General features: G+C 56.8%; 16 protein-coding genes. 15 read left to right on the top strand and 1 reads right to left on the bottom strand.

Annotated features, from left to right (window positions below):
* The 14 genes from QA644_RS27605 (at nt 1) to QA644_RS27670 (ending at nt 17,803) form a co-directional block, all read left to right on the top strand.
* Nucleotides 1–732 (top strand): SDR family NAD(P)-dependent oxidoreductase, encoded by a 732-nt coding sequence (locus QA644_RS27605; RefSeq protein ID WP_283072515.1) that lies wholly within the window; start codon nt 1–3, stop codon nt 730–732.
* A gap of 536 nt (nt 733–1,268) precedes the next feature.
* Nucleotides 1,269–2,057 carry a family 16 glycosylhydrolase gene (locus QA644_RS27610; protein ID WP_283072516.1) on the top strand — a complete coding sequence of 263 codons (789 nt, stop codon included), beginning with the start codon at nt 1,269–1,271 and terminating at the stop codon, nt 2,055–2,057.
* Nucleotides 2,057–3,238, top strand: coding sequence for a glycosyltransferase (locus QA644_RS27615; RefSeq protein ID WP_283072517.1), 1,182 nt, complete (start codon nt 2,057–2,059; stop codon nt 3,236–3,238). Before QA644_RS27610 ends, QA644_RS27615 begins: the two co-directional genes overlap by 1 nt.
* A gap of 11 nt (nt 3,239–3,249) precedes the next feature.
* Entirely contained in the window at nt 3,250–4,248 is a 999-nt protein-coding gene (locus QA644_RS27620) for a glycosyltransferase family 2 protein (protein WP_283072518.1), read from the top strand.
* Between the two features lie 115 nt (nt 4,249–4,363).
* The gene (locus tag QA644_RS27625) at nt 4,364–6,760 is read left to right on the top strand and encodes a polysaccharide biosynthesis tyrosine autokinase (protein ID WP_283072519.1); all 2,397 of its coding nucleotides are present in this window, start codon (nt 4,364–4,366) and stop codon (nt 6,758–6,760) included.
* A gap of 105 nt (nt 6,761–6,865) precedes the next feature.
* Nucleotides 6,866–7,978, top strand: coding sequence for an NAD(P)-dependent oxidoreductase (locus tag QA644_RS27630; RefSeq protein ID WP_283072520.1), 1,113 nt, complete (start codon nt 6,866–6,868; stop codon nt 7,976–7,978).
* Between the two features lie 72 nt (nt 7,979–8,050).
* A complete protein-coding gene (gene rfbF, locus QA644_RS27635) occupies nt 8,051–8,839 on the top strand; it encodes a glucose-1-phosphate cytidylyltransferase (RefSeq protein ID WP_283072521.1) in 789 nt (262 codons plus the stop codon).
* 220 nt (nt 8,840–9,059) lie between these two features.
* On the top strand, nt 9,060–9,746 hold the full coding sequence (locus QA644_RS27640; RefSeq protein ID WP_283072522.1) for a sugar transferase: 687 nt from the start codon (nt 9,060–9,062) through the stop codon (nt 9,744–9,746).
* Nucleotides 9,747–9,785: 39 nt separating this feature from the next.
* Nucleotides 9,786–11,075, top strand: a complete 1,290-nt coding sequence (locus tag QA644_RS27645; RefSeq protein ID WP_283072523.1) for a polysaccharide biosynthesis/export family protein — start codon at nt 9,786–9,788, stop codon at nt 11,073–11,075.
* A gap of 22 nt (nt 11,076–11,097) precedes the next feature.
* Nucleotides 11,098–12,396 (top strand): O-antigen ligase, encoded by a 1,299-nt coding sequence (locus QA644_RS27650; RefSeq protein ID WP_283072524.1) that lies wholly within the window; start codon nt 11,098–11,100, stop codon nt 12,394–12,396.
* 437 nt (nt 12,397–12,833) lie between these two features.
* Nucleotides 12,834–13,925 (top strand): glycosyltransferase family 2 protein, encoded by a 1,092-nt coding sequence (locus QA644_RS27655; RefSeq protein WP_283072525.1) that lies wholly within the window; start codon nt 12,834–12,836, stop codon nt 13,923–13,925.
* Nucleotides 13,926–13,982: 57 nt separating this feature from the next.
* Complete coding sequence (locus tag QA644_RS27660) at nt 13,983–15,050, top strand: glycosyltransferase family 8 protein (RefSeq protein WP_283072526.1); 1,068 nt, start codon at nt 13,983–13,985, stop codon at nt 15,048–15,050.
* 90 nt (nt 15,051–15,140) lie between these two features.
* Nucleotides 15,141–16,592: an oligosaccharide flippase family protein gene (locus QA644_RS27665; protein WP_283072527.1), complete on the top strand. Its 1,452-nt coding sequence runs from the start codon at nt 15,141–15,143 to the stop codon at nt 16,590–16,592.
* A 284-nt stretch (nt 16,593–16,876) separates the two neighbouring features.
* Nucleotides 16,877–17,803 carry a hypothetical protein gene (locus QA644_RS27670; protein WP_283072528.1) on the top strand — a complete coding sequence of 309 codons (927 nt, stop codon included), beginning with the start codon at nt 16,877–16,879 and terminating at the stop codon, nt 17,801–17,803.
* 67 nt (nt 17,804–17,870) lie between these two features.
* On the opposite strand, the gene QA644_RS27675 is transcribed toward QA644_RS27670, so the two are convergent.
* Complete coding sequence (locus QA644_RS27675) at nt 17,871–18,545, bottom strand: sugar transferase (protein ID WP_283072529.1); 675 nt, start codon at nt 18,543–18,545, stop codon at nt 17,871–17,873.
* Between the two features lie 871 nt (nt 18,546–19,416).
* Between QA644_RS27675 and QA644_RS27680 the strand changes: the two genes are divergently transcribed.
* Nucleotides 19,417–20,562, top strand: coding sequence for an NAD(P)/FAD-dependent oxidoreductase (locus QA644_RS27680; RefSeq protein ID WP_283072530.1), 1,146 nt, complete (start codon nt 19,417–19,419; stop codon nt 20,560–20,562).
* The last annotated feature ends 81 nt before the right edge of the window (nt 20,563–20,643 follow it).

The raw sequence follows: 20,643 nt of genomic DNA on the forward strand, positions 1-20,643 counted from the left end.
ATGGAAAAATCTCTTAAGGGGCGCGTGGCAGTGGTGACCGGGGCAGCGGGCGGTATCGGCCAGGCGATCGTTTCAGCCTTTGGTGTAGCCGGCGTGACCGTTCATGCTCTTACCCGCGGCGGCGTCCCGCCGTCGTCCCTTAGCAACGGAGGATCGATCAGCTGGCATCACGTCGATCTTGCCGATGACCGGGCGATCGCCGAATTCGTCGCCCGTTTGCGGGTGACCGATCGCGGCATCGATTACCTAGTGCACAGTGCTGGCGTCTTTCGTTCGGGTGCGGTTGCGCAAAGCCCGGTGGAAGAACTCGATCACGTCTGGCGCGTCAATCTGCGCGCGCCTTATGTTCTGACACAGCTTCTGCTCCCGGCACTGGCCAGACAGAAGGGTTATATCGCGTTCATCAACTCAAGCGTGTGGCTGAATCCGAGAATGGAGCTCGCGGGTTACACGATGAGTAAATATGCCTTGAAGGCCTTTGCCGACGTGCTGAGAGCCGAGATCAACAATCAGGACGTGCGTGTCCTCAGCATCTTTCCCGGGAAGACCGCAACGCCGATGCAGGAAACTATCCATGATTCGCGAGCGCTTTCCTATCAGGCAGACGAGTTACTGCAGCCGGAATCGGTGGCAGCGAACCTGATCACAGCCTTGTCGATGCCGTCCACCTGTGAAGTCACCGAGATTTTCATGCGTCCAGCACGACCGACGCCGCCGACCTTCAACGACTAGACATTCTTGGTGCCTCCATCCGCAGCGCCAGCGTGATAGAGCAAATACGCTCATGACGGACAGACGTCCCTGCCCTCTCCGGCATTCGGAATGGCTACCTGTACCATTATGAAACGGCAGCAGCTGAACTTTGTTCAAAAACTAATCTACGGCGTAAAATCAAGCTTTTAGCTATCAGATTCGTTAATTTTTTGTTGCCTATTTCAGATTTCTGAAATAACGTCGTCGCAAATACTGCTACGCCGTTCTAAGGATGCCGGTATAAACGATCGCACCTAGTTGAACGCGGTCGATATTGGCAACATCGGCGCTGAAATTCTGGCAGGATAACTATGCGGTGATTCCACCGCGCGTTTATTCTGCCTGTAATAAAAGAACCAGAAAGTATAGCCTGGAATTTTTAGTGCCGACGTCCCCGCGCTATTTGTTTCTCGTACTCGCTTCGGGTTGCTACTATGAATTTCGATCAACCTTCACATGCTGACCGCTCAGTTATGGGTCAGGAATTCAGTTGCATTTTCCGGCAGATCTTTTCATTGATCTTGCTAACGTGTGCGCTTGTCCCCAACGTTCAAGCCGCGGACGGCCGCCCTGCAGCGTCCTTCTTCGAGAGCTTTGACCGGCTCGATGCCAACTTCTGGTATATTTCAGACGGCTGGACGAACGGTGATCATCAAAACTGCATCTGGTCGGCAGAAATGATCAAGATTGCCGACGGCTTTGCGTCGCTGATGCTCGCAAAGGACACTGTCGATCAGAAGGCCCTTCTGTGCGCAGAAATCCAGACGAAGCAACGCTACGGCTTTGGTACCTATGAGGCACGGATAAAGGCGGCGACCGGGTCAGGCCTTAACTCGGCGTTCTTCTCCTATATTGGCCCCGCCGACCAGGAGGAGCACGACGAGATCGATTTCGAGGTGCTGGGGAAGAACAGTGCGGCTGTCCAGGTCAACCAATATGTGAAAGCGAAAGGCGGCAACGAAAAGCTCGTTTCGCTCGCCGGTCCGGCAGACGTGGGTTTCAACCATTTCGCCTTTACCTGGGAGCCCTCAAGACTGCGGTTCTTCGTCAACGGCTTACTCGTCAACGAAGTTACCGATACGCTCCGCATTCCGACGGCAAGGCAGAAAATCTTCTTTAGCCTGTGGGGAACCGATACGCTGACAGGCTGGATGGGCCCCTTTGCCTACAAAGGACCGGCGATCATGCAGGTCGACTGGGTGAGCTATACGGCTATAGGCGAAAGATGTCTGTTTGCAGCCTCTCTGACCTGCGACGGGGCCATCGCCGTCAGCGCCCCTGCAAAGCCGCAGGAGAACCTTTGATGGCGCACGTGCTTTACCTAGTCCATGATCTGTCCGATCCGGCAGTTCGCCGGCGCCTGATCATGCTGACGCGCGGCGGCGCGACGGTTGACCTTCTAGGTTTTTCGCGAGCAAAGATCCCAGGCGATATCGAAGGCATCAAGCCGGTCAACCTCGGCAAGACGGCCGATGGTCGCTTTGTCCAGCGCACCTGGGCCGTTCTCAAGGCAATGGCAAGGCTGCGTTCCGTCCTTGCAGGCCTCAGCAAGCCGGACGTGATCGTCGCCCGCAATCTCGAAATGCTTGCATTGGCAAACCGCGCCAACGGTTATTTCGGCGGGTCCGTACCAATCGTTTACGAGTGTCTCGATATTCACAGGCTGCTCGTCGGCATGGGTCCCGTCGCGCGCTCGATGCGATTTGCCGAACGTTGGTTTGGCCGAAACGTCAGTGCGATCGTCACCAGTTCGCCAGCCTTCAAGAGCAACTATTTCGAAGTGCTGTCTTTTCTGAAAGCCCCGGTCATGCTCGTCGAGAACAAAGTCGTCGCGGTCATAGATGACGGCCTTCTTCCTGCCCCGCAAAAACGCGAAGACCGGCCATGGCGCATCGGCTGGTTTGGCGCGCTGCGTTGCAGGAAATCATTGAAGCTGCTCGCGCACTTCTCAAGGATGGCGAATGGCAGGTTCGAGATCATTCTGCGCGGCCGGCCGGCTTATTCGGAATTTGACGATTTCGACGCCTTCGTGGCGAACGAACCCTTCATGCGTTTTTGTGGGCCCTACCGAAACCCGGAGGATCTGGGTGCAATTTACGGCGAGGTCGACTTTGCCTGGACGGCCGATTGTTTCGAAGAGGGTCTCAATTCCAAGTGGCTGTTACCGAACCGGCTTTACGAAGGATGCCTGCACGGGGCGGTACCGATTGCCGTTCAAGGCACCGAGACGGCTGAGGCACTTCGGCGCAATAATATCGGCCTGATCTTGTCGGATGCCACGTCCTTTGCGCTAAGCATGGCGATGGAGGGGCTGGACGTTCGCCGCTTTAGGTACCTGAAGTCCGCCGTTGCCGCGTGCGATCGGCGCAACTGGGCGATCGATGAGGCAGACTGCAAGAACTTGGTCGCCTGGCTCGCCGGCTTGGCGCCATCCGAGCCTCGCAAAACTTCAGATTTTCCGATCAGTTCGTCATTTGCCATATAGGATTGAACGCGATGAATAAGCACGTAAGTCCAGAAGATTGCTGCTTGATCGTCATTCCATGCCTTAACGAGCGAAACTACATTGGTGCGCTTCTGAACGGTCTGAGCATGGAACTTCAAGCTCCGGGCTGGCGCATTGTCGTGGCCGATGGCGGCAGCAAGGACGGCTCGCAGGATATCATTAAGGCCGCCTGCGCCATCGATCCGCGCATCATCTTCCTTGACAATCCGAAGCGCCTGCAAAGTGCGGCGATCAATCTTGCAGTGGCACGCTACGGCCGTGATTTTGAATATTTCGTGCGCATGGACGCGCATGGACAATATCCGAAGAGTTATTGCCAACAGCTAATTGCTGATGCCGAGATGACCGCGGCTGCCTCCGTCGTCGTCGCCTTGGAGACGACCGGTTTCAATACGATCCAGAAAGCAGCCGCGATTGCCCAGAACTCCAAGATCGGCAATGGCGGTTCTGCGCATCGCAATCTGTCGACGGGTGGTTACGTCGATCACGGACACCACGCCTTGATGCGCGTGAGCGCCTTTCTCGCCGTCGGCGGCTACGACGAAACCTTTTCCCATAATGAAGATGCCGAGCTCGACTTCCGCCTGAGGAAGGCTGGCTACAGGATCTGGATCAGCGGCAGGACAAGCATGGTCTATCATCCGCGCGCAAGCGTTGGCGCACTGTTTTGTCAATACCTCAATTACGGCCGCGGACGGGCGCGCAATATCCGCAAACACAAGACAATGCCAGCTTTGCGCCAAATGCTGCCGCTTACAGTCGCGCCCGCCGTTGCCGGCACCGTGCTCGCGCTGTTTTACTGGGCGGCGATCGTTCCAGCTTTCGCCTGGGCGTTTACCTGTATCGGCTATGGCTTTTATCTTCGCGTGCGCCAGCAGATGCCCCACGGACCATTGGCCGGACTGCTTGCTATGGTCATGCATGTAGCCTGGTCAACCGGTTTCTGGCTCGAGATGCTGTCGCTTGGTCCAAGAAGGAACGTCTCATGAGCCGGCCACTTCTCATCGAAATTGCCGTCTGCACATACCGGAGGAGCTCGCTCAGCGACACGCTGGCGTCGATTGCGGCGGTTGCGGTACCTGAGCAGGTTAGGCGGGTGTCGCAATGAACGAGTTCATAGGCATAGGCAAGGCAAAGAAGATGCAGGAAGCAATACGCCCCTATCTCGGTCAGCCGGGCACGGCCAAGCAGCCTGAGGCCGGCGATGAAAGGTTCATAGACGTCGACCGCCTGATACAGATCGCCAGGCGTCAAGCAAAGCTCGTGGTCCTTTTTGCCGCCATTGGCCTGCTGCTCGGCGTTACCCGGCTGGTGTTTGCAACCTATTATTACACGGCAGGCACTAGCGTCCTCATCGATGACAATCTGAGCCGGTTTGCTGGAGACGTTTCACCGGCGCCTGCAAACATGGAATCTGACAAGAAGATCATGAGCCAGGTGGCGATCTTGAGGTCGAGCTCGCTTGCGGCAAAGGTGGTGGATAGGCAGCAGCTTTACGAAAAGCACGAATTCCTCAACCCTCCACTCTCGGTCACCCAGCAGATCAAGGGCCTTGCCAAGATGGCGATGGACGTGTTTGCCGGCAAAGGCACGGAGATGGCAGATGCCGATAGCCTCGACGCGCGCAAGGGCGCTGCCGTGGCAGTTCTCATGGAAAATCTGAGGGTCGAGCAGCAACCGCAGAGCTTCGTGATCGATCTCTACTACACGTCGACAGACCCCACCTTGTCGGCGCAGATCGCTAACGCCTATGCCGAGGCCTACCTGTCAGACAAGCTCGATGCCAATTTCGACGCGTCGCAAAGGGCGACGGTCTGGTTGCGCGCTCGGCTGACCGATCTGAAGGACCAGTCGCAGGAAGCGGCCCTGAAGGTCGAACGCTACCGCACCGAAAACGGCCTCACCTCAGCAAAAGGTGCCCTCTTGTCGGAAGAACAGCTCTCCGACATCAGTGGCCAGTACATTTTGGCCCAGGCGGACAGCGCCAAGGCGCATGCGCTTTACAACCAGTACAAAGCGATCGTCGCCGCCGGCCAGCAAACTGCGGTCGACAATGCCGCAACCGTCTCCGAGCAGCAAGGCTCGACGGTCATTGCCACGCTCAGAGCCCGCTATCTGGCGGTCACCAAACGGGCCCAGGAGATCGAAGGCCGTTTCGGTCCCGAACATCCGCAGGCAATCACGCTGCGCAGGGAGCAGGACGACATTGGGCGGCAGATATTTCTAGAACTCAAGCAGATGACCGAAAGCTACCGCAATCAGTATGAGGTTGCGGTCTCGCGCGAGGCATCGCTGAAGGAGGGACTGTCGAGGATCACCGGACAAACCTCGGCGGCGAATGAATCGCTCGTGCAATTGAAGGACTTGGAACGCAACGCCGAAGCCATTAGCGACCTCTACAAGACCTATCTGACGAAATATCAGGAAACGGCCCAGAACCAGTCGTTCCCGATATCAGAAGCGCGCGTCATCTCGCCTGCCTCGCCGCCGACCGAGGCATCCAGCCCCAAACGCACCCTGACGCTTGGTGGCTCGCTGATGCTCGGCGCGATCTTCGGTATCGGACTTGGCCTGTGGCGCGAGATTAGGGAAGGCACGTTCCGCCTTGGTGATGAGTTTACGACGCTCGGCCTGAAGTTCTTGGGTTACCTGCCGCCGATCCCTGGGGCCACGCGTCCCTCCCCCGATGACGAAAGGAAGCTGATCGCCAATCCCGATGTCGAAACCATGCGGTTTGCGGTCAAGTCGGGCGGCACCAAATTTACCGAGACCTTACGGCATGCAAAGATCGTGACCGACACGATGCTTGGCAGCCAGAACTGCAAGGTCATCGGCGTCGTCTCAGTATTGCCAGGCGAAGGCAAGACGACGATCGCGGCAAATTTCGCGACGCTCGTGGCATCCAGCCCAGCCAAGGTGCTGATGATCGATGCTGATCTTAGACGCGGATCGTTAACGCAGGGTCTTGGCATCCGCTTTGAAACCGGCTGGACAGAGGCGTTGGCTGGAACAACGAGATGGCAAGACACTCTGGTTGTCGATCCGCAGACGGGTGCGAGCCTTCTCGCGACACCGCGCCAGGTAAAGGTCTTCAACACAAGCGAGTTGATCTCAGGTCCTTCCATGGCAACTCTGTTAGAAGAAGCCCGCTCCATGTTCGACTATATAATCGTTGATCTTCCACCAATCGGGCCGGTCTTTGATGCCAAGGCTTTTGAGCCGTTGGCCGATGGTTTCCTGCTCGTGTCTGAATGGGGAGCCACACCGCGGGCCCTTTTGAAGTCAACACTTGAACAAGAACCGGCGATCGCAGCGAAATTGCTGGGCGTTGTGCTCAACAAGACCGATCAGGAGAAACTTTCTACCTATGGTGGGCTTGGCAGTTCCGAAAAGCTCTATTCCCGGTATGCGAGCTACTACCTCGAGCATGGAGAGCCGATCATGAAGGCGCGAGGCCGCAGACGGCGAAAGGCGCGCGTGCAGTTATCGAAGGAGCTCTAACGAGACGCGCAAGATGCATTGATCCGATGCAACGTTGGTGTGAAGCAACCCCTGGTTTGCGCCATGCCCAGTTCAATGACAGTCACCAGTTCCGGAGCGTTTGAAGTGAAGATCTTAATCACAGGAAATATGGGCTATGTCGGGCCTGCTGTCGTCTCTCACCTGCGCCGTGAGATGCCTGATTGCTTGCTTGTTGGCGTCGATACTGGCCTTTTCGCGCATTGCCTCACCCAAGCAAACCTGCCCGAGCGTTTGCTGAATAGTCAGGTCTTTGCCGATGTCCGCGACCTGCCCGCCGAGCTATTCGAGGGCGTCGATACGGTCGTGCATCTGGCAGCCGTTTCCAACGACCCGATGGGCGGCCGTTTTGAGGCGGTGACCGACGAGATTAACCACCGTGCTACACTGAGAACAGCCGAGCTCGCCGTCAGGATGGGCGTAAGAAGCTTCGTTTTTGCCTCCAGCTGCTCCATGTACGGATTTGCTGAGGGCGGCGCGCGCACCGAAGCAGATGAGCTTAATCCTCTGACCGCCTATTCGCGTTCGAAGGTTGCGGCCGAGACCGGGCTTGGCGAGATCGCCCGCAACAGCCAAATGACGGTCAGCGCGCTGCGCTTCGCGACTGCCTGCGGCTTTTCCGGGCGCACGCGGCTCGATCTCGTCCTTAACGATTTTGTGGCCTCGGCGCTGAAGACCGGACGGGTTTCAGTCCTCTCTGATGGCACGCCCTGGCGGCCGCTCATTCATGTCAACGACATGGCAAGGGCAATCGAATGGGCGCTGCTCAGGCAGGATGGCGGAAATTTTCTGGCCGTCAACGTCGGTTCCGAGGACTGGAATTATCAGGTCCGCGAGCTCGCGGAGGCCGTCGCCGCCTCGGTTCCGGGGGCGGTGGTCGAAATCAACAAGGACGCTCCACCGGACCGGCGTTCTTATCGGGTTAATTTCGATCTCTACCGGAGCCTGGCACCGGCCCATCAGCCAGAAGTAACGCTTGCAGGCGCTATAGCGGATCTGAAAACCGGCCTTGATGCGGCGGGTTTGAAGGGTTCCGATTACCGCTCTGCGCAACTCGTGCGGTTGAACGTGCTTACACAGGCGATCGACGGCGGCAGCCTTGGTACCGATCTGCGCTACACGGCCAATCCGTCCGATCGTACTTTCATTCCTGGTTTCAAGGACCCCGCTCATCGGACGCGCGAAGCCATGCCTGGCTGAACCGGATCATGTGACACAGTGACTTTAAAGCCGCGTACGGCGGGGCAACGCTTCAAATGACGAGGGGACGCAATGAAAGTTGTCATTTTTGCAGGAGGCTACGGGAGCCGTCTTTCGGAGGAAACTACACTTCGGCCAAAGCCAATGGTCGAGATCGGCGGGCGGCCGATCATCTGGCATATTATGAAGATCTATTCGCACTACGGCTTCAACGACTTCGTTGTGCTTGCCGGTTATAAAGCGGATTACATCAAGGACTACTTCATCAACTATGCGATGATAAACAGCGACTTCACAGTCGACCTAGCGACAGGCGAGTTCAAGTGGCTCCGCCGCGCGTTGGAGCCGTGGAAGATCACCGTGCTCGATACCGGACTGAGCACGATGACTGGCGGACGATTGAGGCGCGCGCGCGACGTCATTGGCGACAGGCGGTTCCTTCTGACCTATGGCGACGGTGTCTCCGATACCGATATCGCCGCGACCATTGAGCTTCATGAGCGGGACGGAAACTGGATTACACTCACCGCCGTCAGCCAGCCGGGCCGCTATGGCGCGCTTGGCCTGTCGGACGACGGAACTCGTGTCCATGCCTTCCGCGAAAAACGCATTGGCGATGGCGGTCTGATCAACGGTGGCTTCTTTGTCTGCGAGCCTGAAGTCTTCGACCTCATCGAAGGTGATGACACCGTCTGGGAAGAGGGGCCGATGGAAAGAGCGCTTCACATGGGCAAGGTTGGCTCGCATTGGCACCAGGGCTTCTGGCAAAGCATGGATTCGCTGCGAGACAAGATGGTGCTCGAAAAGGCCTGGGAGAGCGGCAATGCGCCATGGAAGCTCTGGGACCCGACACCCGGGTGAACCGAACCGCTGACTAGTGACACGTCGCCTCTGCGGTTTGGCCCGCCCGACCGAAATTGAATAATACCGTATGTTCAATGGAATATTGCCTGCGAACTGCGCTACCAATCTGTATCACAATGTTACACTAAGTATATTTCGATTATAACGGATCTTTTTCTATTGCCTTTTCGAACGCTTTAGTTACTAATTTCTTAACATTCTGCTTTCGGGGAGCTTCATGATGAAGCATGATGTCGAATTAGCCGATGCCTCTATTTTCTCGCACTACACCCAGTGGCGGCCAATGAGGCCACTAGGCGGGTTGCGCAAGAGGGTGTTTGACGTCGTCGGCGCCCTCATTCTGCTCGTCCTGTTTTCCCCACTCTTCTTGCTGATCGCGATCGCCGTAAAGCTTGATGACCGCGGCCCCGTTCTTTTCGGTCATCAGCGCGTTGGCCACAACGGAAAGTCATTCCGTTGCCTGAAATTCCGAACCATGGTTACCGAGAGCGATGCGCGGCTTGCTGCCTATCTCGCCGAAAATCCCGTCGCCCTTGCTGAATGGGCAACGACCCGCAAGCTGCGTCACGACATCAGGGTAACCGCCACCGGAAAGGTGCTGCGAAAACTCAGTCTCGACGAGTTACCACAACTGCTCAATGTCTTGCGCGGCGATATGAGCCTTGTTGGCCCGCGTCCAATCATGGGCGAAGAAATGGCCCGTTACGGTGATAGCGGAAGTCACTACCTCCGCTCGCGCCCAGGTCTTACCGGCAAGTGGCAGGTGAGTGGGCGAAGCAACACGACCTACGAGGAGCGCGTTCAGCTCGATAGCCAGTATGTTGAGCACTGGTCCTTCGTGGGCGACGTCTGGATCATTCTGAAAACCGTGCCGGTTGTCCTGTTCGCGCGGGGTGCCCGCTAGCACGACGACGCCTTTGCCCGGCAAAGATAGGGAAGAACCATGAGGTTAGTTCGTCAGCTTTCTCCTGCCGCGCGTAACGCCATTTACGCGCTACCGCGGCTGTGCCTTGCAACGCTTGCCGCAGTCGTCTGTCTTGTTCAACCGGTGTTGCTCTCGGCTGCGCGGGCCGATCCCTATAAGCTTGGAATCATGGACAAGCTGTCCGTCCGCGTGGTCGAATGGCAGACTGCCGAGGGGCAGTTTCGCGAGTGGCCGGGTATTACAGGCGAATACATCGTCGGTCCGAACGGCGATCTGGCTCTGCCGTTTGCGGGTGAGCTGAAAGCTGTCGGCCGGTCGACCTCGGAGGTGGCGCGCGAGATCGCACGCAGTCTCCAGGAGCGTTTCGGGCTTCCCGATCCGCCGGAAGCTTCGGTTGAAATTCTTGAATTCCGGCCGATTTTCGTAGCTGGCGAAGTCCACACGCCCGGCAAATATCCCTACGATCCGGAGATGACGGTCCTGAAGGCGATTAGTCTTGCCGGCGGCATGCGTCGCGGACTGCACGAAGGTCAGCGCTTCGAACGCGACTTCATTAACGCCAGGGGCAGTTACGAGGTGCTTGTTGCCGAGCGCGCCCGTCTGATGGCGAAGAAGGCGCGACTTGCCTCCGAGGAGGCCGGCAAGGAGAAGATTGCTATCCCCCAAGACCTTGCCGCCATCCCGCAATCGCGAACGCTGATCGAGGATGAAATAGCAATCATGGAAACGAACCGCAACGCGTTCGACCTTCGCCTCAAAGGGCTTGATGAGCTGCAAACCCTCTACAGCAACGAAATCACCTCACTCAACAAGAAGGTCGACAACCAGACACGGCAAGTGGACCTTTACAAGAGAGAGCTTGAAAAGACTGCCAAGCTCGTCGATCAGGGTCTGGCAGTCAGCTCCCGGGCGCTAGGCCTCGAGACGACGCTTGCCGATACCCAGAGCAACCTGCTTGACCTCGATGCTGCCTCGCTGCGCGCCAAGCAGGAAATGAACAAGGCCGCACTCGACACGATCGACTTGAAGAATGAGCGTAAATCGAAGATTGCGCTCGATATGCAGGAAACCAAGTCGCAGCTGGACGAAAATGCGCTGCAGCTTCAGATGTACCGGCAACTGATGGCTGAGGCGCTGGTGAATGCGCCAATGGCCTCGCAATTGACCGGAAGCGACGCTGCCAGGCTCATCGGCTATTCGATCGTGCGAACGGTCGCAAGCAAGATCCAGGAAATTCCAGCGACCGAAACGACGCCCGTGCAGCCGGGAGACTTGGTCAAGGTCAGTGTCATCAACGAAAAATCATAGGACTTGGGGTCGGCAGATCGGCATGCGTATCAGTATCAACGCTTTCTTATCGCCTGAACAGAACGCCCCCTTTGCGATCTCTGCTATGGCCGCGACGATGTTTTTCATCGCCTATGCGCAGCTGTTTGGCTCTGTCTTCATTTTGTTGTTCTATCTGGTGTGGCTGCCTCTTCTTGCCATGGACCCGCGCGCAGTCATCGGCGATCCACGGCCTCTCTTTTGGATTTTTGCCTTTTCCATCTTTGCATGTCTGTCCTTTCTCTGGTCTGCGGTTCCGGGGCTCAGCCTGCGCGGCGGGCTGCAATATCTTTCAACGATTGTCTGCGCATTGGTTGCCGCACGGGTCGTGCCTGTAAAGGCGATGATTTTGGGCATGAGCCTCGGCGCATCGCTGGTACTGCTCTACTCACTGATATTTGGACACTTCAGCTACGACCCTCTTGATGGCGTCTACAGCTTCATCGGCGCCTTCGGGTCGAAGAACCAACTCGGCATGTTTGCCGCGCTCGGCGTCTTTGCCTCCTTCTCGCTGGTCTTCATTCTGCGCGTGCAGATGATGTGGCGCATCCTGGCCCTGATGTCAGGCGTCTTCGGCGCCTTTTCGCTGCACACCGCCCAGTCGGCGACCTCCACCATCACGATCGCCGCAACGATTTCCGTAACGGTCGCTGCGGTCTTTCTGAAGCGGTTCTCACCGCTGCACCGGACGGTCCTCTTCCTGTCTATCGTTCCGGCAGCAGCCGTCGGACTACTGATTGCATTGAGTACCGGGCTGTTCAGCGCGATCCTCGGCGTCTTCGGCAAGGATGCGACGTTGACAGGGCGGACGTATCTTTGGCAGCGCGGTATCGAAATCGCCCACGAACAACCTATCTTCGGCCTCGGTTTTCAGGGTTTCTGGGTCCAGGGCTTTTCTCAACCGGAGGTCTTGTGGCAGCAGTTCTATATTGCATCGCGTGCAGGCTTTCACTTTCATAATACCTACATCGAGGCCGCGGTCGAACTTGGCTATATTGGGCTGATCTTGCTCAGCGCCGTTATTCTTGGCCTCCTCGCTGGATACCTCAGACGCCTCCTGTCGTCAGGCGCGCGAAACGAGGATGTGGTCCTCTTCGGTCTCGTCATACTGTTCATCGGTCGCTCCTTTTTCGAAGTCGATTTTCTGAACCAATACACGATCGGATCCTTCCTCATCTACTACTGCGCCGGTGCTCTCGCGAAACCGGTCGCGGGAACGGCAGGCAATGCCTCGGTGCGGTTCTATCCTCAATTCGCTGGCAGCGAAGGTTTCCATGTGCCTCGCCGTGGCGGTCACGGGTGATCGATTATGACCGCTGACAAAAACCGTAAGGCGACAGATGGAAGGCGTTGATCACAGTCGATTTATGCGCTTCGCGATTGCAGCTAAGACCGAATTCGCCGGGCGCAGGCGCCTGACAGGTGAGGTCGCCAAAGAGGCCTCCTAAGGCATTTATGTCATGCATACTCCCGTTCTCAATCTCTGGTGATCTGGGTGACGCGGTCGAAGTGGAGCGGCCATGGCTCTCGCCTTCGTTGCACCGAGTACTCTGGCGGCACTGCTTCTGTCGATTGTGTTCAGCTGATGTACGACCGTCCGCTACGGAAAACGTTGACGCGGCATTTTTTAGGTTCTGCCCCGCCGGCCCAAGGTCGGCAAGTGCTGATGCCGAACCCTCGTCAGAAAAGCCTCAAGTGGCGTTTGCACAGGAATGCAGCCAAGATCTTTGATAATCAGCTATGCAGCGGATCTACAGTATCGTAATAATAAATTGGATTATACGCCAAGCCATTATTGACTCGCATCGCCTGAACTATAACATAGCCTTAGTTCTTATTTGGGTTTCTTTTTGCGTGGTGGAATGTACAATGTCTTTGCCACTTGTCGCTGTTGTGACCCCGACGTATAATGGCGGACGGTTCTTGGCTGAAACGATGGAATCCGTTCAGCAGCAAGATTGGCCAAACCTTGTTCACGTCGTGCTCGACAACAATAGCAGCGACAATACCGAAGAAATCGTCTCCGCCTATTTGAACAAGCGCATCCCTGTCCTTCGCTTCCGCAATGAAAAGACGCTGGATCAGCGTGAAAACTGGACGAAAGCTTATCGCCTGGTACCACGGGACGCTGTCTATGTGCGCTATCTCTGCGACGATGACACGATTAGCCCGACGTCGATCTCCAAGATGGCGGCACTCGGCGAAACCTTTTCCAATGTCGGGGTCATTGGCAGCCTTCATGACTGCGCGGGTGCTGTTCAAGATTTCTTCTGGCCACCCGGCAAGCCGGTTTTCCCCGGCAAGGACGCCATGCGGATGGCGCTGCTGCGTCAGGGCATTTTAATGCCGGTCCAGATGATGTGGCGCCGGCGCGTGACTGACTCGCTCGAACCTCTTTTTGCCAGCCCCATGGACGGCAGCTGGGACCTCGATACGGTTTTCCGGATGCTGGCGATCAGCGATTTCGGTTTCGTGCATGAGGCACTCGGCTTTACCCGTGTACACGAGAATACGGTCACTGCCTTGCATTATGCCGGCAAAACTCGCGCCTGGACGCGCGATGGCCTTGATCTGATCATGCGCCACGGCCCAGTCGCCTTCGGGACCGACTACCGCCACCAGCTTCTCGCGTTTCGCCGCTATTATGTGCGCCGCATTCTGACCTGGTGGCGCGAAGATCGCGGTCGCGAGCATCTGCAACCCCATTTTGATGCACTGGCAAGGGCCGGCTTTGGTGTCAACGGCATGCTTGTCGTCGATGCCGTGCTGGACTGGATTTACGTCAAGCTTGGCATGCGCCGCGCCTGGACCGGATATCCGGGCTGGCAATAGGCGGCAAACGTTTCGACGACATGAGACTGGAGCATGAGGCTCCCGCTTGGAGGGGTAATGAGTGATCCCGCATTTGAAGGAAATCTGGCATCTTCTGCCATGGGCGCCTTGCCGATGAAGACTGCCAGTTTCCGGTCAATCGCCGAAGGCCTGAACGGTCGCCCCCTTGCCGAACCTCTACTTGAGGCAGCAATGCAGCGATACAGCCGCCCGCAACCGCCAGCTTCGGAGGTGACAATCGCCTTCGGACTCGATACCGCTTACCTGCCGCATGCAGCTGTTGTGCTGGCATCTCTTATCGCTAACGCGCCGGGCGCAAAACTCCGTTTTCTGATCGTCCATGATGGCATTCCCCCCCAAGCCCGTTCGACATTCGAACGCTGTGCTGAAGGACACCGGTTTGATTGGCTCGAGATTAAAGGCTCAAGTGTCCTTGCAATGCCTGGCAAACGCCATATCAGCCGCGCCGGCTACTATCGTCTGATGCTTGCCGAGCTGGCCCCGCCAGATATCGATCGAGTCCTTTATCTCGATGCCGACCTCGTCGTCATGGGTGATATTCGGGAACTCTATGCCTCCGATCTGGGCGAGCATGCAATCGGCGCGGTCTGCGACGTCGGCATGGAGGGCGAGGTGTTCGCCAAGCGTTTTCAGCTGCAGCCCAAGCGTCTTGGCTACTTCAATTCCGGTGTACTGTTGATGGATCTCACCAAGCTGCGCGCCAGTGATGATCTTTCCAAAGTCATCACTGTTTTGGAAACGCGCATCGACGATATGGAGTATGGCGATCAGTGCGCTCTAAACGTTGTCTTCTGGAGCCGATGGAAACAGCTTGACATATTGTGGAACGTCCAACGCCGAATGCTGATGCCGCAGGAAGGCAAGCCCTGCTATGCAACTGCAGCCGAAATGAAAAAAGGGCGCCGGCCAAAAATCATCCACTTCACGGAGCACAACAAACCGTGGTCGACGGACGGATGGCATCCGTTGATCTGGACCTATTACCGCTATTTGAAAAAGACCCCGTATCGCGCGCAGGTCCTGAAGCTTGGCGAGGTCCATTTCGTCAAGGATCTGCGTCGGAAAATCAAGACCATCGTCAACTGGTACCGGTTGCAGGCGTGAGGCGGGCCTGGTTTTCCAGGCGCACATGCTTGATTATGACGCGCGGCGGTGCAACGGCGCCGGTTACACTTTGCACAGATGGGATGGTCCATGTCTGAAACGTCGCTAGCAACGGCACTTCGTAATGGCATTGCCTGGAATACCATCAACGCGATCTTTTCGCAGAGCGCCGGTTTTGTCATCTTCCTGGTTCTTGCGCGCATGCTGGAACCGGCGGTCTTCGGGGCAGTCGCGCTCTCTGCTGTTATTGCCGACTTCATCGCCAATGACGGCCGCTATGCCGGCATGGATGCGATCCTGCAGCGTGGTGATTTCGACAAGAAGAGCTTAAACGCGGCTTTCATTTCCCTGTCTTTGGTCGCCTCACCCTTCGCGCTCTTTCTGGTCATGGCTGGGCCTTTGATCGCTGGCTTTGAGAACGCGCCACTGGTCGGTTACTATATGCCGATTTTTGGCCTTCTTTTGCTCTTTACGCCGTGGCTGTCGGTGATGGATGCCCTCATAATGCGCGAACTGGGCTTCAAGACGTTTGCCAAGCGCAATATGATTTCGACGCTTGCGGGCGGTATCGCCGGCATCACGCTGGCGTTCTCACCGCTGGCGATTTGGGCGCTGCCTGCTCAGCGCATTGTCTCGACAATGGCCGTTGTTGTCTTTGAGTTCCGTCATACCGGTTGGCTTCCCGGGCGTCATACCAAAAAAGGCGCGTGTCGCGAGATTCTTCGCCGCTTCCTGCCTCTATGGATGGTCGCCGCCATTAACATATCCATGCAGCGCGCTGCCGTGCTGTTCTTCGGCATCCGCTTCGATGGCGCGACCGTCGGTCTGTTCCGGGCTGCCGATAGGATCAGCGAATCGCTGCAAAATCCCCTGGTCAGCCCGCTCTTTGCGCTTTGGTTTCCGTTGATGAGCAAGGTGCGCGGCAACCTTGCGGCGGAACGCGAAGTGTTTACCGCCATCATCCGCACCGCTGCCTTCGTGACACTGCCGGCCTTCACCGGACTGATTGTCGTCGCCGATGATGCGGTGGCGTTGCTGTTGCCCTCGTCCTATGCCGGGGTCGCGCCCATTCTTCGCGCTGTGGCGATCACCTCGCTGATGATCCCGATCGTCTGGTTTAATCCCATTGCAATGAACGCGCTCGGCTTGAACCGCATGTCGCTGCAATACTCCATCATCGTTGCCTTGACTTGTATCGGTGCGCTCGTCGTCATACCGACAAGCACGCCGGGCGCGGCGATTTTGGTGATGTCGTCGCCGGCGCTCGTCTATGGGGTGATCGGCAATGTCTTGTTACTGCGCCGGCTGAACCTGCAGGCGAAGGTGCATTACATGGGGCTCGCGCCGGCCGCGGCGGCGGCCCTCGCCATGGGCGTCGTCGTATATTATGTGCAAGCAACAGCAATGGTTGGGATGCAATCTTCCTTCCGCCTCGCTATCTCGGCGAGCCTTGGCATGGTCATCTATTTCGGCTGGCTCACCTGCTTCAGCCGAAGCTGGATGATCGAACGTATCCAGCTCCTGCGTGGGCAAGACAGATGACGCACAGCGTCACAGACAGGCGTTAGTCCCGACGCAAGCTTCACCGCCTATCATTCTCTCATGCGAAAGCGGGAGAGCGACATGAAGAAAGCGACGTTGCTGAATGCCACCGGGCTTTCCGTGCTCCTCTGGCTTCTTATCCTGCTCGCGGTCGTCTGTCTGCTGCGCTAATTTAGTCTAGCGCAATCAGAAAGGATCGGCGCGCCAAAAGCTGCTCCGGCTCGCCTTTTTAATCACACGATAGAAATCTGCAGATCATCTGTGAGAATAATCTTGAGGCATTTATGTCTCATTATCCAGAGAGCGTAACATCCACAGCCGAAAACCGAGGTTTTTATCTGGTCTTTAGTAGGATATGTCTTCATATTGTTAGCGCCTCCACAGGTGGTATAGTGATGTTACTCAATGATGCCGTATTTCCTGCCGTTCAGGCAGCATCAGTCTGCGTTCTGGACAGGCTTTTGGTCTGCGAGAGCGCTGAGCTATCATTTTTGTACTTTCACTATGAGGCTCGCTTCGTCCTTATCATGCGCGCAGCGGGTGCGCCGGCAAGGTGCGAAATCATTGAAGATTTCGAGGAAAAAACCGGGGCGGCCGCCGACAATTACTTCCGCGACTTTGCAGCGGCTGTGCTCGAAGTCAGATCCAGCGAGCTCGGACTTTATCTGACATCCGCAATTTCTCCGGCAGAGGGCTTGGCAAATGGTGCGGTCGGGATCGCAAGGCGTGCTGGGCGACAGAGCGACGCGCTTGTCCTGGAAAAGCTGACCGCCGCAAGCTTCCTGATTGGCCAGTTACTCAAAACGTTCACCGAGATCGCAAGCGATGTGCCGCAACACGACGCTCTGCCCGGACTTGTCTTACATCGAGCCCTTGACGCGCTGACCATCCTTTTTGATCTGCGGGTATCTTCGCTACGCAGTTTCGACGGCATTGAAGCTTATCGGGAACGACTGCTGATCCTGATCATCGCGCTGTCGACGATGGCAGCGAGCGCACAAGAAGCAGAGGCCGTCAGTGTCGAGATCGCAGGCGGGGCAGCAGAAAGGTCGGTGACTTTCATCCAGAAGAACGCCACACTAATGTTTCCATTCATGAGCGGTCGGGACGCCGCGATCCTAAGGCGCGCCGTCAATGGCCTTGGCGCGCGGCTATCGGTCCAGCGTGATAACCAGACCAATATTACCCGCGTCCAACTCGTGATTCGCTAGTGAGGGCTGCAACGGCTGCCTACTCGCACAAGCACGGTCCTGAACCGCGCCGCCGTCAGCGGTCTTCTCAATGATCGAACTGAAACCTTTCAGCCTGGTACAGACCACCAATCGCGCGGACCAGAATTTTCAAATCACCCAAAAAACTCCACTGCGCGGCGTAGGAAGCAGCCGCCATTTCCCAGTTCCTGACACCGTCAGCCGTGGCGCGGCAATCGCTGATCATGCCTGGTCTACAGAATTGTGCCGACACGTTGCCCCTTTTTACACAACCGCGATCAACAGGCAGCGATGGCGGACCAACGAAGCTCATGTCACCGAAGAGCACGTTGAGAAGTTGCGGCAGATCATCAAGCCCTGTTCGATGAAGAACTCGTCCAACCGGCGTTAGCAAAATATCGTCCTTCAACGTTTCCGTCATGATCCAGCTTGCAAGCTCGTCTGGATGGCGCGACAGATGCTGGCCAAGCCGGAGGCGCCAGTTGAGCGGCAATTTCCGGAAGCTGTAGCAGTCAAACGCCTCTCCCCCGAGTGATCGCCGTCTTTCCAGGTGAAGGATCGGCCCGCCATCGGCCAAACGAACAAGTAACGCGATCGCAATCATCAGCGGTAGAAGGCAAATGATAGCCATACCCGCCAGAACGACGTCAAAAATCCGTTTTTGTGCACCGCCCGCAGGCTGCGGGATGTGTCGATCGCCGTGATCACGCGAGGGATTGGCAAATTCGGCATCGTATTTCATTTTGAGGCCTCCACAGCGTTGGCCATTTAAATCGTAATGATCAGTATTTTCAAGCAGAATCTTATGTATACCTCGAAAGCATGAACTACGTCCTGGAATACCCTACGTTACTGTAGGTAGCGTTACGTCACGATCGATTTGCACGAGCACATTCATCTGGCGCATAGACTTCTGATTTTTGCTGATGATTCACTATCTTATATTTTATAAGCTTCTATCTTTCCGGTTACTGACAGCTTTTCGCCATTTATCGCAAAGGTCGTCATGAAAAATCGTGTTTAATGACTTTTTAACGATGACATCTTTTTGACATCTTGTCTGTTGAAGGTTTCCAGCGACGCATTAAGCATGGAAACACTGCAACAAAGAACTCAGTAATCTCTGATTATGCGAAGTATTGCGGGCCGATAGAAGAAGGTCCCAGATCAGAGTGTGCGTCGTGAGGCCGGAGGGGAGTTCATGGACGCACCCAGGGTATTTGTTTCGATGGCCGCCGTGCTCATCGCTTTCTTTTGCGCAATATTATGGATGCAAGGGTCCGTCCTCAGTGCGTTTGCCGATAGTCTTTTATGCGCTGTCCTGATCCAGAGCGGGTATTTTCTCGGTGTCCTGTTTCTGGTCTGGCACGAGGACGTGTCCAGGCCTGCTCGCGCCCCTGACATTTCGAGCCAGGCGGTCGGTCCCCGGTCCCGATGAGGTCCCGATCCTTCCGAGCAGCCCCAAGTATGACCGTTCAGATCAGCCGTGAGGTTCGCTCTCGCGTGATGAAAATCTGCGCCGCTTTGCACGCTGCAGAATTGACTTCGCTGCTCAGAGGTCAGATGAAGGAGCGTTAGTTCATGCGTGGCGGCGGTTGGTGAGATGAAAGCGGATGAGCAGATTGTTTGTCGACGCCATTGTCATTGGCGCAGGCGTCATCGGCCTGGCGGTTGCCCGCAAGCTCGCGCTTTGCGGTCTTGAAACCATCATTATCGAGCGCGCCAACGCAATCGGCACAGAAACCTCATCCAGGAACTCGGAAGTAATCCACGCCGGTCTTTATTACCCGCAGGGTTCGCTGAAAGCGACGGTCTGCGTCGAGGGCCGGGCAGCGCTTTACAACTATTGTACCCGCCGCGGCGTGGAAGCGCGACGGGTAGGCAAGATCCTGCTTGCCGCAAGCCCCGAGGAATTACCCAAGCTTGAAGCGATCGCTGCGGGAGCCAAACGCAACGCCGTTTTCGATGTCGTTCCGCTCACACCGAGCGACGTCGCCGACCTCGAACCGGAGCTACACTGCGCCGGCGCGCTGCTTTCGCCATCGACGGGCATCATCGACAGTCACGGCTACATGCAGGCACTGCGCGAGGATTTCGAGGCCGCCGGCGGCATGCTCGCCTTCCACACGCCGGCTATGGCAATCAAATGCGGTGGTGCGCGGATCGGCCTGACCACGGGCGGAGCGGAACCCACCGAAATTGAGGCCAGCTTCGTAGTCAATGCCGCCGGCCACGGCGCCCCCGGCCTTGCGGCAAGAACAGCGGGGCTTTCCCCCAAGATGGTGCCGCCACAGTGGTACGCCAAGGGCAACTACTTCGCGCTTTCCGGACGCCAACCCTTTTCGCACCTCATCTATCCAATGCCCGACCATGCCGGCCTTGGAGTGCACGCAACACTCGACCTCAACGGGCGCTGCCGTTTCGGGCCTGATGTCGAATGGGTCGATGAGAATCATTCGCTCGATGTTGCTGCCTCCCGCGCGGAACAGTTTTATGACGCGATCCGCCGCTATTGGCCAGGTTTGCGTGACGGCGCCTTGCAACCTGATTATGCCGGGATACGGCCAAAGCTTCACGACGCAACCATGCCGATGCCGGACTTCCGCATCGACGGGCCGCAGCTGCACGGCGTCAAAGGTTTGGTCAATCTGTTCGGGATCGAGAGCCCCGGTCTGACAGGATCGCTTGCGATTGCGGATATGGTTGTGGTCGCACTTGGAGTTGCAAGCGACAAAGAAGCACCCTACTCTGATCGATAAGCGGTTCTCGTGCTCTATCCGCCTGAAAAAGCTACACGCGGCCGTGTTTAGTGCGCGGAGGGAGCGGGATCTCCTCCACCC

The organism is Rhizobium sp. CC1099, assembly GCF_029714385.1.
GTDB lineage: Bacteria > Pseudomonadota > Alphaproteobacteria > Rhizobiales > Rhizobiaceae > Rhizobium.